Genomic DNA, 12,421 nt, shown 5'->3' on the forward strand with positions numbered 1-12,421 from the left:
CAATCCATCGCTTCAGCGCATGCCCGCAAACACTTCTTCGGCCATGCGAATGGCGTTGTTGCTGCGAAACTGGGTATCGCTAAAGTTCTCCAGGTACGCATAGGGTGATTGGTCAATCTGCTGCGAAGCCTCTACCGGGTCAAAGGCCCCATTTTGAAATGCCCGTGCAGCACCATCGCGCAGCAGGGTCAGGTAACCCAGGCTGTCTTTCATGGCTTTCTCCAGTGTGGTTACGTTGCCGTGCCCAGGGATGACGGTTGCGGGGTGTAATTCATCACGCAGATAGGTCAGGGCGGTGATCCATTTCAAACCCGTACCGGGCATGATGCCAAGCAGGCGGTCAGTGAACACCACGTCGCCCGAGAACACCAGTTTTTCTTGGGGCAACCACACCAACAGGTCGCCTTGGGTGTGGGCTCCACCGGATTCCATCAACTCAATGTGGATGCCACGTACGGCCAGTTTGTGGCGTTTGCTGAACGTGACATCCGGGTAGGCCAGCACGGTGCCCGCAAAATGTGTGGCCAGGTTGGTACGGGCGGCTTCCAATTGCTGGAGCCCACGGGCTTTCATGTCCAGCACGCCGGGCTCGGACGCAATCACCTTGGCCCCAATCACACGCTGAAAATAATCATTGCCAAACCAGCGGTGATCTTGTCCACCGGTATTGATGACCCAGCGCACCGGCTGGTCTGTGACCGCACGAATCGCCTGGACAATCGCCTTGGCCCCTTCTGCTGAGCCACCTGAATCCACCACGACCACGCCATCATCGGCAAGGATGAAGCCGCAGGTCATGTTGTTGCCCAGATTACGCGGCGAGCGCTGGGTCAATTCCCCCACCAGGGCATAGACCCGGTCGGTGACTTTCACGGTTTTGAAGATCGGCTCGATGGCCTGCGTTGTGTGGGCGGCGACCAGCAGTAGAAGGGTGGCGAGGTGTTTCCACATCTTCAGGCTGAAAGATGCCCGCGCATTGGGCTTAATCATCACCTTTGGGCCCCGCCACGCGCACCTGGCAGAGCAGGTCTTCTGCTTGAAAAGGATCGTCCGCAAAAATCACCTTCACCTTGTCTGTGGCAGGCAGGTCAAGCTGCTGGCGCAGCACTTTGGCTTGTTTCGAGGCATCGGGAAAATTGTCAAACACACTGAGCTGCTCAAGTTGACCAAAGGGTTTGACGCGGTAAATGTAATAAGGCATGGTGTTTCAGGGTGGCGTTGTGAGGGGGGCTTGTATGACATCAGACATAAAACTTGGAAGCGCGTCGTCTGCCCGGCAAGGCTTTCTGGATGATGACCCCTTTGATGGCCGATAAATCAGCCAGCTTTTCATCGGCAAACGCCGGGTTCAGGGCGTGCAGCAACCAGCCCTCAGTGTTGCGCAAAAGTTGCCTGAACGTCCATTCGTCCTGGTGCCAGGCCAGCACATACGCGCCCTCTTTGGCCAGGCCTTCGGGTTCGATCAGAATGATCTCACCTTCCTGAAACTCGGGCACCATGCTTTGGCCGTGCACCATCAGGGCAAAAGACTCGCCACCAGCGCAATCGGGCAGAGCCATGTTGTTGGCAACCGGCTGCGAATGGGTTTCTGCCCCGGTGGGTAATGTTGTGGTGTGTGCTGAAGGTGTTTGCATGGCCAAAAAAGTGGGTAAGCGCAACGGCATCAAAGCAGTTGGGTAAAAATTTGTGATTCGGCCACGCCCGAGGTGCGTAATTCATCATGCAAAGTCTGGATGAAGTTCATCGGCCCGGCCAGGTAAAAGTCGCAGTCAATGTCAAACAAATCTGCCCGCATGGCTTGGGCAATTTGCCAGGCTCCCATGGCAGCATCGGGTTGGGTGACCAACTCAAACTCGAACTGATCCAATGCGTCAGACCAGGCACGGCATTGGTTGCTGTAAAAGTGACCGTCGCTGCGGGTGGCCAGCCAAAACAGGGACAGTGATGGCGCAGCATCCAGTGACAAGGCGTATTCGATCAGGCTTTTGATGGGGCCAAAACCTTCATCACAAGCCGCAAAAACCAACGGCCGGTGACCTGCGGACAACACAAATTCACCGCTGGGGCCCGTCACCGTGAGGCTGGTGCCGTGTTTGACATGACCCGCAAACAGTTGGCTGGCCAAGGCATCAGCCGGGTTGCGGGTCACAAAAAACAGCAGGTTCCGGTCATCACACGGGCAACTGGCCACCGGGTAGATGGTCGACATGTCGCCTTGCCCCGGCAAGGATAGGCCAAGCTGTACGGACTGGCCGGCCAGAAAGCGCAAGCGGTGAGTGCGTGGGGTTTGCAGGTGCAGCAGCAAGGTGTCCGGGCCCAGGGGGGTGATGGCCCGCACCGTGCTCACAATGAGTTGCTGTGCAATGTCTTGTGGGCCACTGGCTTCGAGCAGCTCCAGCCTGAGGCTGCTGCTGGCGGCGGTGTTGCAGCACATCAGGGTGTAGCCCTGGGCTTTTTCGGCCTCTGAAAAAATGTAGTCTGAATGCTGGGTCGGGGCCACCTTGCCGTCAATCACTCGCACCTTGCACATGCCACAACTGCCGTTGCCACAGCCGTAATTGAGCTTGAGCCCGGAATGCAAACCGGCTTGCAACAGATTGGCGTGGCCTTCGACCGAGAATTCGTGCCCGCTGGGGCGCACTGTGACATGGGCCGTCATGATTTTGAGCATATCGTCCATCACCTCCAGCATGCCGACTGGCTCGGTCGCCAGGGCCTGGGCCAAGCCCTGGGTGATTTGTTGTTCCAGTTCAAGCCAGGCCACGGCACTGGGTTGCTGCTGGCATTGTTGGCGGATTTTTTGCTGCAACTCAATCACCAGGGTGTGATAGCGCTGCAAATGGCGGCGCAAGTCGGCCAGCTCCTGGCTTTGGGCAAACATGCGCTGCGCCAACACCTCCTGGCTGGGCAACAGGCGCTCGCGCACCCGTTTGCCAAACGCTTCGTCGCGAATCTGGCTCACCCGCTCCAGCATGCCGGACTCTTCCAGTTGGGCATGCGGGTAGAGCTGCGCCAGCACATCGGTGGACACCCAGCCATCTTCCAGCACCAGCGTGCCTTCTCGCACCTGCTGTTGCAACACCCCACGTGCAATCCCCAGTAGTTGTGCGGCGCGCCAGATGCTGACTTTGTGGGTCATGGTGTTACTATCTATTTAATAGCTGCTTGCGCATGTTAATAAAGCGCTAGAGGCTGATTTGTTATAAATTTCCGCAGAACTGATGCGATCCAGGTAGCGAGCCCGGTACAACAGCCGGGGGTGCAGCGGGTCATCGACAAAACCGCTGCGGTCATGCAGCACGTTGTTGCACACCAGCCCCATGCCAGCCTGCAAGCGCAAACGCCACACCCAGGGGCTGTCGCTGGCCAGAAACTCGGTCAAAAAGGCGATGGCTTCCTGGGTGGCGGTATTGTTTTTCCAGACGATGCTGCGGGTGCGGGCGGTGTAGCGCATGTGTAATTCACCACTTTGGGCATCAACCAAAAACACCGGGCCGGTCTGTGCCGGGCGGGCAATACCATCGTCGTCCAGCCGCTCGGGAATGGTCATGGCGTCAGTTGCCATCAGGGCGCGAACCCATTCGGGGTTGGCATCACGCAGGGCCATGTAGGCCATCTCATGATCAATCAGCGCGGTATCGCCACCACTGCTGGCCGGGCGCACACAATGCAAGACCATGGCACGGATCAGGCGCTCAGGGGGCTGGTAATAGCCATCGGTGTGCCACTTGATCGGGCGGTTGGTGTAGGGGATAAAGGCCGGGCGATCCCCTACCGGGGCGGCCACGGCAATGGGTGACACGCCATCTTCATCGGCCAGCCAGTTGCCGTCGAGCCGGTGCAGGCCCAATTGCTGACCCAGGCGCAGGGGAATCGCCTTGTCTTCGTCTTTGATCGGGCTGCGATATATGGCCATATTGGCCTCTGAGCAGCGTTGAATAAGCGCAAGCAGCTCTTCTTTTTGTAGTGATCTGGGGTCGGCTACATCGACGATCAGGTCGCTGGCCTGGCGCGGCAGCTTGGCCAGCTTGGCTTCGCGCCAGCGCTGGTAGGCTGTGGTTTGGGCGAGGTCAAAGGGCATGGCTAATCACCCGAGGCCACTGCACGTACTGCGCGTTGCGGCCGTGGCTCGGTGGACAACACACCGTGAAGGCCGCGCTTGATCATGCCAAAGGCATCGGGCACTTCGCTGGCCATGATTTGATCCACCACCCAGCGCTGATCTTTTTGCGGCATCAGGGCCTCAATGCGGTGGCCCAGGTAGCGCATAAAGGCAAAGTCCGGGCCATCGGTGTTGAAACCAAAGTCTGCATAGTGGTCGGCCAATTCGTTGAACAGGTCAATGAATTGATCTCTGGAGCTGGCTTGTCCGGCTAGAGTGGGGCCGAGCAGACCGTCTTCGTTGTCTTGCAGGACTTCTGCCACGCGGATGACCAGCGCGGTCATGAATTCAGCCCGCAAATCAGCAGCCATGCGCTCATGAGCCAGACGGTCAATCACCTGAATCAAAAACACCAGCACTTCACGGGTGAAGGCAAAGTACTGCGGCCCAATCTCAATGTCAAAGCTGGCGCTACGCATTTGCTTAAGCGTGTTTTGTGCCACACGCCAGGTGATGAAGGCCATGGCGCTGGCGTTTTGCTGTGGCGTTTTGGCCGGGCCATCACGAAACCACTGGTTTTTGATTCTGATGTTGGCCATGCTTATCTCGAATTAATAGCCGCCTTTGCCCAGCGGTTGCGGCAGGGCGGCGACTTTGGGGCCTTGTTTGGCTGGGCCAATCGGAAACAGGTCATACAGGTATTTGCTGTCCACACCGGGGTGAATTTCGGCAAAACCCTTGAGCATGTTGCGAAAGTTGGGGGTGTGGCCGTGCTCGCGATATTCTTCGCGCAGGTAGTTCACCACTTCCCAGTGGGCATCGGTCAGGCTGATGTTTTCGGCCTGCGCAATCACCCGCACGGCTTCATCGTCATACAGTGGCTCCAGTAGAAAACCTTGCTCGTCGGCCTCAACCTCGGTGCCATTGATGCTGTAACCCATGTCTTGTCTCCTTGTCAGTTGAAAAAATTGAAAAATTCACACCGCTGCTGCGGATTTGTGAGGAATAAACAGCCCGCATCCCAACAGCCGGTGGGGACCAATGCCGTGCTCTTGCACACGCAAGGATTGTTCTGGCCGCAAGTTATGCAGCATCAGGCTGAAGGTGTTCAGCACAGCGCCGCTCAGTGTCATGTGCTGGTGTTTGCCGCAGACACGTTCACCCGCAATCTCCAGGCTCGCCAGCTCGCGTGTCACATCCGCCATGAAGGCCATTTCATCGGCGCTGCTGGCGGCCACCTGGTAGGCGTACAAGGTGGCATGGGGCTGCAATTCGCGGGTATGAGGCTGGCCCAGGTGCAGGGTTTGGCCTTGCAACTGCACATCAACACCTTGTGTGGCCATCAATTCAGCGGCCAGCTGGGTGGGGACGCGCAGCAACAGCTTGGTGCGACGTGACAGCAGGGCGGGTTCATCGCAGCCGCTGACGAGTTTCACGGCGTGAATGCCAACCTGGCTTTCCTGTTCAAGAAACGGCCATTGGTGGCACAGCGCATCTTTTAGCACTTGGGCGTGATCACGCGGCAGAAACGCCCCTTCCAGAGGGAAAACCACATCGACCGATGTGCTCTCAAGCACTGGGTTCAAGCTCATGAAGACACCTCCGCATCCGGCATGGCTGCGGCTTGTGCTTGCGCCCAGCGCAGCAAGGCCTCGCCCCAGAGCTGGGCCGACTGCGGGTCAATGTCAAACACGGTGAAGCGGCTTTTTTCGCGAATGCGGGTGCGCAGCAGGCTCATGCCACCGGCCTCGTAGTCGAGTTGCTGCAATTCAATGACTTGCCCGCCGATGGGAATGGTCAGTTTGGCAAGGGGCGTGAGGGTGTTCATGGGTTGTTGGGTGAGATCAGTCAACATTTGTCAGGCTCAATGCCAAGCAAATTGCCTAGGCCTCTATTGGGCGCAATAGAGGGGTAGATCGTCTATTACCGGGACGGGTGGGGAGGTATAGCCCAAATGGGTAGCCCTAAATACCCAACGAGGGGGATGGTGAACTGTGGCGCTGGCTCCTACGATTTAGCCCAGATTTGATCAATGTGCACTGCCCAGTGTGATTGACCAAAACGCCCGGTTCGACCGATCAGCGCAAGCCTTGCGCCCCATGACAGGAGACACTCGATGAGCAAGAAGCAACATGACACCCCCATGCTCGACCAGCTGGAAAGCGGTCCGTGGCCCAGTTTTGTGACAGGCCTGAAACGCCTGGCCAAAGACAGTGAGTACATGACTGACCTGATGGGCCAGTTGGAACACTCCTACAAAACCCGCAAAGGGTATTGGAAGGGCGGCACGGTTGGTGTGTTTGGCTACGGGGGCGGGGTGATTCCACGTTTCTCCGAAGTGGCCGAGATGTTTCCCGCCTCCAAAGAATTCCACACCTTGCGGATTCAGCCACCCGCTGGCATGCACTACAACACCGATGTACTGCGCAAAATGTGTGACATTTGGGAAAAACATGGCTCAGGCCTGATCGCTTTTCACGGCCAGTCGGGTGACATCATGTTCCAGGGGGCCAGCACTGCCAATGTGCAAGGGGCGTTTGATGAGTTGAACGAGTTGGGGTTTGATCTGGGGGGGGCCGGCCCGGCCGTGCGGACCAGCATGTCGTGTGTGGGGGCTGCCCGTTGTGAGCAGTCCTGTTATGACGAAGCCCGTGCGCATCGTCAAGTGCTCAACACCTTCCTGGATGATATGCACCGCCCGGCCTTGCCTTACAAGTTCAAGTTCAAGTTTTCGGGTTGCCCGAATGACTGCATGAACTCCATCCAGCGCGCCGACATGGCGGTGATTGGCACCTGGCGCGACAACATCCGTACCGATGAAGCGCTGGCTCGCAAATGGTTTGACAAGCATGGCATGACCGAGCTGGTCAATGACGTGGTCAGCCGCTGCCCGACCAAAGCCATCATGCTGAAGGAAAGCAAAGATGTGTGCCGGGGGGCCAAAATTTCGTCGGTGGCGGTCAGCGACACGAACTCACTGGAAATTGACAACGGCAATTGCGTGCGTTGTATGCACTGCATCAACGTCATGACCGGGGCGCTGGGTACGGGCGTTGACAAAGGGGTCACCATTTTGATGGGCGGCAAACGTACCCTCAAGATTGGTGACCTGATGGGCACAGTGGTGGTTCCGTTCTTGCCCATGAAGACGGACGAAGACTATGAGGCCCTGGTTGAAATCGGCCAAAAGTCGATTGACTTCTTTGCCGAGAACGCACTGGAGCATGAGCGCACCGGGGAAATGATTGAGCGTATTGGCCTGATCAATTTCCTGGAAGGTATTGGCCTGGAGATTGACCCCAGCATGGTGTCGACACCCCGCACCAACCCCTACGTTCGTACCGATGGCTGGGATGACGAGGTCGCCAAGATCAACGCCCGCAAAGCCGCTGCCTGAAACCAGCTTGTCCTAGATAACTGACTAAGAAAGATCACCATGGCAACTATGCGCACCCCCATTGAGAGCGGCGTACCCGACAACAAGCAATACCTGCACCCGTTGATGGCCCGTAACTACGGCAACTGGAAATACCATGATCGGCCACGCCCCGGTGTGCTGCACCACGTGGCCCACAGCGGCGACCAAATCTGGACGGTGCGTGCCGGCACACAGCGCCAGATGGATTTGTTCACCATCCGCAAGCTGTGCGACATTGCCGATACCTATGCCGACGGCCATGTGCGCTTCACCATCCGCTCCAACATTGAGTACATGGTGTCTGACCCGACCCGTGTGGAGCCCTTGATCGAGGCGCTCACCACCAACGGTTTTCCGGTCGGTGGCACCGGTAACTCGGTATCTGCCATTGCCCACACCCAGGGCTGGTTGCACTGCGATATTCCAGGTACCGATGCCTCTGGCGCAGTCAAGGCATTGATGGATGAATTACATGAGGAATTCATCAAGGAAGAAATGCCCAACCGGGTTCACTTGTCCACCTCTTGCTGCGAAATCAATTGCGGCGGCCAGGCTGACATTGCCATCATTGTTCAACACACCAAACCCCCCAAGATCAACCACGACTTGGTAGCCAACATGTGTGAACGCCCCACCGTGGTGGCGCGTTGCCCGGTGGCGGCGATTCGCCCGGCCATGGTCAATGGCAAACCGTCACTTGAAATTGACGAGTCCAAATGTATGTGCTGCGGCGCTTGCTACCCACCCTGCCCCCCGATGCAAATCAATGACCCGGAAAACAGCAAGCTGGCGATCTGGGTGGGTGGCAAGAATTCCAACGCGCGTGGCAAACCAACTTTCATGAAGATGGTGGCTTCGGGCTTGCCCAATAACGCGCCGCGGTGGCCAGAGGTTTCGGCCATGGTCAAGAAAATTTTGACCACCTACAAGGCCGATGCCCGTTCGTGGGAACGTATGGCCGACTGGATTGACCGTATTGGCTGGCCCGCATTCTTTGAAAAATGCGACTTGCCCTTTACCAAGTACCTGATTGATGACTGGCGTGGTTCTCGTGCCAGCCTGAACGCCTCGACCCACATTCGTTTCTAAGAACGACCCACATCCGACAAACCGTTGAGGACAGAGCTCAAGCTCTGTCCCGCAAAAATCAGGAGCACAGATTTACCATGAAATTTGGCGTACTCGTCAATGAAGGCCCTTACACGCACCAGGCGTCAGACAGCGCTTACCAGTTTGTGGTGGCGGCACTGAGCAAAGGCCACACCATTCAACGTGTGTTTTTCTACCACGATGGGGTCAACAACGCGACCCGGCTCACCGAGCCTCCGCAAGATGACCGCCATGTGGTGAACCGCTGGTCTAGCCTGGCCGCTGAGCACAAGGTTGATCTGGTGGTGTGTGTGGCTGCGGCCTTGCGCCGGGGCATCAAAGAAGAAGTCTTGGCTCCCGGGTTTCGCATTTCGGGTCTGGGCCAGTTGGTGGACAGTGGCATCAAGGCCGACCGCCTGGTGACCTTTGGTGATTAACCCCTTGAGAAGAACACACCATGAGTGAACAAGCAACAACTGCAGCCAGCGGCCCCAAAGTGAAGAAATTCATGTTTGTCAACCGCAAGGCCCCTTACGGCACCATCTACGCCCTTGAAAGCCTGGAAGTGGTGTTGATCACCGCCACCTTTGACCAGGACGTGAGCCTGGTGTTTATCGACGATGGTGTGTATGAGCTGGCCAAGGGCCAGCAAACCAAGGGCATTGGCATCAAGAACTTTTCGCCAAGTTATCGGGCCTTGGACGGTTATGACGTTGAAAAACTCTACGTCGATCAGGACTCTCTGGATCAACGTGGTTTGAGTGCCAGTGATCTGCTGGTGCCGGTGGAAGTGCTCGATGCCAAACAAATGGGTGAACTGATGGCGCAACAGGACGTGATCCTGAGCTTTTAAAGAGAAAGACGAACATGCTGCACATCATTAACAAATCACCTTTTGAAAAAAACACGCTCGATACCTGCTTGCGCCTGGCCCAGCCAGGGCATGCCTTGTTGTTGATCGAAGACGGTATTTATGCCGCCACACAGGGAAGCGCCGCACAGGAGCGCATGACACAAGCTTGCGCCAACTTGAGCGTGTTTGTGTTGCAACCTGATCTGGACGCACGCGGCATGTCGGCCAAATTGATGCCGGGTGTCAACCTGGTGGACTACGGCGGATTTGTTGATCTGGTCGAGAAATACGACACCTCCCATTCCTGGCTCTAAGCCGCAAACCCTTTCAATATTTACAACTAGGAGCACAAGATGAGCTTTGAAATCAACGGCAAGACCTATGAAACTGACGAAGAAGGCTATTTGATCAACCTGGCCGAATGGACCACTGACGCAGCGGTTCACCTGGCAGAAGAAGAAAAAGTACCCTTGACCGACAACCACTGGGAAGTGATCAACTTCTTGCGTGAGTATTACAACGAGTTCCAGATTGCACCCGCAGTGCGTGTGTTGACCAAGGCCATTGGCAAGAAATTTGGCGAAGAAAAAGGCAACAGCAAGTACCTGTACGACCTGTTCCCTTATGGCCCGGCCAAACAAGCTTGCAAGATTGCTGGCTTGCCCAAGCCCACAGGCTGTATCTGAGCTGACATCCACGAACTTGCGGGCCAGACCATGACCATGTTGACCATTGTTTATGCGGTGTTGCTCTACCTTGCCACCCTCATCTTCGTTGTTGGGGTGGCTCGCAAAATTCGGATTTATGCTCAAACACCCGCGCCTTTAAAAATCCCCACCACACCGGCCCCCACCACCGTGGGTGGCGTGCGCTGGCGCATGGCGCGTGAAGTGGTTTTTTTCGAGAGCCTGTTCAAGTCCAGCAAATGGACCTGGATTTTTGGCTGGTTGTTCCACGTAGCGCTGCTGCTGGTGGTGTTGCGCCATCTGCGCTACTTTCAGGAGCCGGTTTGGTGGCCTGTGGTGCTGGTTCAACCCTTTGGTCTCTACGCCGGTTTTGCCATGGTGGCCGCGCTGGGTGGCTTGTGGGCCCGGCGTTGGCTGGTGGATCGGGTGCGCTACATCTCTACGCCTTCGGATCACCTGATGCTGGTGCTGCTGCTGGCCATTGGCTTGAGTGGACTGGCCATGCGTTTTGTGGCCCACACCGACATCGTGGCGCTCAAGGCCTTTGTGTTGGGGCTGATGCGCCTGAACGTACAGCCTTTGCCTGCAGATCCGGTGCTGTTGGTGCACTTGGGCCTGGTGGCGGTTCTCATGATTATTTTTCCAATCAGCAAACTCTTGCATGCACCCGGCCTGTTTTTCAGCCCGACCCGCAATCAAGTGGATAACGCCCGCGAAGTTCGCCACATTTCGGCTTGGGCAGCCGCTCTGGATAAAAAAGCCTAAGCATTCATACCATGGCCACCGCTGCATTTGAAACCCCCAAGCTGAAGAGTTATCCGGTCATTCCCCTGGTGCAAGTCGGGGCCATGTCGCATATCAAGTCGTTCCCGGCTGCTGGCCCCATCCAGAAAGCCCTGGGTTTTCCCGAGGGCTTGGTGGAAGACTGGCAAGACAAAGTGATCGCCAAGATGGGCGAAATGCTGGGCAAATACCGCTCGCTTCAGGTTTACATGGATGCCTGTGTCCATTGCGGGGCCTGCTCCGACAAATGTCATTACTTTTTGGGCTCGGCTGATCCCAAAAACATGCCAGTGGCGCGCCAGGATTTGATGCGCAAAATTTACCGCCGCTATTTCACTTTTGCTGGCAAATATTTCCCCAAACTGGTCGGCGCGGTTGACCTCACCCGCGAGGTGCTGGACGAGTGGTACAGCTACTTCAACCAGTGTTCCGAGTGCCGCCGCTGTTCAGTGTTCTGCCCGTATGGCATTGACACCGCTGAAGTCACCATGGCAGCCCGTGAAATCATGGACTCGGTGGGCCTGGGGCAAAAATATTCCAATGAAATCATTGGCAAGGTGCACCGCATCGGCAACAACTTGGGGCTACCCGGCCCGGCCTTGCTCAACACCCTTGAAGGTCTTGAAGAAGATGTCAAGGACGACACCGGTGTGGATGTCAAGTTCCCGATTGATGTGAAGGGCGCAGAAGTGCTGCTGATCACGCCATCAGCAGACTTCTTCTCAGAACCTCATGTCGAGAGCCTGATCGGTTATGCCAAGGTGTTTCACGCCGCTGGCATCAGTTGGACGCTGAGTTCACATGCCTCCGAGGCCGGCAACTTTGGCATGTTCATTGGCAATTATGAGCAAATGCGCAACATTTCCATGCGGGTCAAAGAGGCCGCGCTGGAGCTCGGTGTCAAACGCATTGTGGTGGGTGAATGTGGTCACGCCTGGCGTGTGGCCTACAGCTTCTGGAATACCTTGATTGGCCCGTTTGATTACCTGGATCAGCGCTACCCGGTGCCCCAGCACATTTGTGAGTTCACTGATGACCTGATTCAACGCGGTGCGCTGCAGTTTGACAAGGAAGCCAACGACAACCGCATCATTACTTTCCATGATTCATGCAACGTCGCGCGGGGTTCACGCATGGGCGACATGCCGGGTGGGCAGTTTGTGATTCCCCGGCGCATCATCACCTCGGTGGCCAATCATTTTCATGACATGGCCCATGAAACCATTCACGAGAGCACCTTTTGCTGCGGTGGTGGTGGTGGCCTGTTGACCGATGACTTGATGGAATTGCGTGTCAAGGGTGCATTGCCCCGGATGGAGTCCCTCAAACATGTGGTGGACGACCACGGTGTGAACTTCATGGCCACGATCTGTGCCATTTGCAAAGCCCAGTTCACCAAGGTTCTGCCGTATTACGGATTCAACATGAGCATGGTGGGCGGTGTCCACCAATTGGTCAGCAAGGCCATTCGTCTGGGCGACAAATAGCCC

General features: G+C 56.6%; 17 protein-coding genes. 8 read left to right on the forward strand and 9 right to left on the reverse strand.

Translation table 11 applies throughout. The features are described 5' to 3' along the window. Positions 1–12: 12 nt before the first annotated feature. Genes LDN84_RS09885 through LDN84_RS09925 form a run of 9 tightly spaced genes read right to left on the reverse strand, consistent with a single transcriptional unit; the run spans position 13 to position 5,930 of the window. Positions 13–990, reverse strand: a complete 978-nt coding sequence (locus tag LDN84_RS09885) for an MBL fold metallo-hydrolase (RefSeq protein WP_223911886.1) — start codon at positions 988–990, stop codon at positions 13–15. Then, positions 983–1,201, reverse strand: a complete 219-nt coding sequence (locus tag LDN84_RS09890) for a hypothetical protein (RefSeq protein ID WP_223911889.1) — start codon at positions 1,199–1,201, stop codon at positions 983–985. The genes LDN84_RS09885 and LDN84_RS09890 overlap by 8 nt, the downstream gene beginning before the upstream one ends. A 40-nt stretch (positions 1,202–1,241) precedes the next feature. Then, a complete protein-coding gene (locus LDN84_RS09895; protein WP_223911892.1) occupies positions 1,242–1,634 on the reverse strand; it encodes a S24 family peptidase in 393 nt (130 codons plus the stop codon). A 29-nt stretch (positions 1,635–1,663) separates the two neighbouring features. Continuing rightward, the gene (locus LDN84_RS09900; RefSeq protein ID WP_223911895.1) at positions 1,664–3,139 is read right to left on the reverse strand and encodes a 2Fe-2S iron-sulfur cluster-binding protein; all 1,476 of its coding nucleotides are present in this window, start codon (positions 3,137–3,139) and stop codon (positions 1,664–1,666) included. A 15-nt stretch (positions 3,140–3,154) separates the two neighbouring features. Then, positions 3,155–4,081, reverse strand: coding sequence for a TauD/TfdA dioxygenase family protein (locus LDN84_RS09905; RefSeq protein WP_223911898.1), 927 nt, complete (start codon positions 4,079–4,081; stop codon positions 3,155–3,157). Positions 4,082–4,083: 2 nt separating this feature from the next. Then, positions 4,084–4,701, reverse strand: coding sequence for a hypothetical protein (locus tag LDN84_RS09910; protein WP_223911900.1), 618 nt, complete (start codon positions 4,699–4,701; stop codon positions 4,084–4,086). Positions 4,702–4,713: 12 nt separating this feature from the next. Beyond that, on the reverse strand, positions 4,714–5,043 hold the full coding sequence (locus LDN84_RS09915; protein ID WP_223911903.1) for a TusE/DsrC/DsvC family sulfur relay protein: 330 nt from the start codon (positions 5,041–5,043) through the stop codon (positions 4,714–4,716). Between the two features lie 36 nt (positions 5,044–5,079). Then, positions 5,080–5,694 carry a type I-MYXAN CRISPR-associated protein Cas6/Cmx6 gene (gene cas6, locus LDN84_RS09920; protein ID WP_223911907.1) on the reverse strand — a complete coding sequence of 205 codons (615 nt, stop codon included), beginning with the start codon at positions 5,692–5,694 and terminating at the stop codon, positions 5,080–5,082. Then, positions 5,691–5,930, reverse strand: a complete 240-nt coding sequence (locus LDN84_RS09925) for a DUF6967 family protein (protein ID WP_223911910.1) — start codon at positions 5,928–5,930, stop codon at positions 5,691–5,693. The genes cas6 and LDN84_RS09925 overlap by 4 nt, the downstream gene beginning before the upstream one ends. A 288-nt stretch (positions 5,931–6,218) precedes the next feature. On the opposite strand from LDN84_RS09925, the gene dsrA reads away from it, so the two are divergent. From dsrA to dsrK, 8 genes are all read left to right on the forward strand, one after another. After that, on the forward strand, positions 6,219–7,499 hold the full coding sequence (gene dsrA / locus LDN84_RS09930; RefSeq protein WP_223911926.1) for a dissimilatory-type sulfite reductase subunit alpha: 1,281 nt from the start codon (positions 6,219–6,221) through the stop codon (positions 7,497–7,499). A 39-nt stretch (positions 7,500–7,538) separates the two neighbouring features. Beyond that, positions 7,539–8,609: a dissimilatory-type sulfite reductase subunit beta gene (gene dsrB / locus LDN84_RS09935; RefSeq protein ID WP_223911942.1), complete on the forward strand. Its 1,071-nt coding sequence runs from the start codon at positions 7,539–7,541 to the stop codon at positions 8,607–8,609. Between the two features lie 77 nt (positions 8,610–8,686). Then, entirely contained in the window at positions 8,687–9,046 is a 360-nt protein-coding gene (tusD, locus tag LDN84_RS09940) for a sulfurtransferase complex subunit TusD (RefSeq protein WP_223911945.1), read from the forward strand. Between the two features lie 20 nt (positions 9,047–9,066). Continuing rightward, the gene (tusC, locus tag LDN84_RS09945; protein ID WP_223911948.1) at positions 9,067–9,462 is read left to right on the forward strand and encodes a sulfurtransferase complex subunit TusC; all 396 of its coding nucleotides are present in this window, start codon (positions 9,067–9,069) and stop codon (positions 9,460–9,462) included. A gap of 14 nt (positions 9,463–9,476) precedes the next feature. Beyond that, positions 9,477–9,776 carry a sulfurtransferase complex subunit TusB gene (gene tusB / locus LDN84_RS09950; RefSeq protein WP_223911951.1) on the forward strand — a complete coding sequence of 100 codons (300 nt, stop codon included), beginning with the start codon at positions 9,477–9,479 and terminating at the stop codon, positions 9,774–9,776. Positions 9,777–9,815: 39 nt separating this feature from the next. Next, positions 9,816–10,148, forward strand: coding sequence for a TusE/DsrC/DsvC family sulfur relay protein (locus LDN84_RS09955; protein ID WP_223911955.1), 333 nt, complete (start codon positions 9,816–9,818; stop codon positions 10,146–10,148). 30 nt (positions 10,149–10,178) lie between these two features. Next, positions 10,179–10,913, forward strand: a complete 735-nt coding sequence (locus LDN84_RS09960) for a respiratory nitrate reductase subunit gamma (protein ID WP_223911958.1) — start codon at positions 10,179–10,181, stop codon at positions 10,911–10,913. A gap of 11 nt (positions 10,914–10,924) precedes the next feature. Further along, positions 10,925–12,418, forward strand: coding sequence for a sulfate reduction electron transfer complex DsrMKJOP subunit DsrK (dsrK, locus tag LDN84_RS09965; protein WP_223911961.1), 1,494 nt, complete (start codon positions 10,925–10,927; stop codon positions 12,416–12,418). Positions 12,419–12,421 lie beyond the last annotated feature (3 nt).

It is taken from the genome of Rhodoferax lithotrophicus (assembly GCF_019973615.1).
Classification (GTDB): domain Bacteria; phylum Pseudomonadota; class Gammaproteobacteria; order Burkholderiales; family Burkholderiaceae_C; genus Rhodoferax; species Rhodoferax lithotrophicus.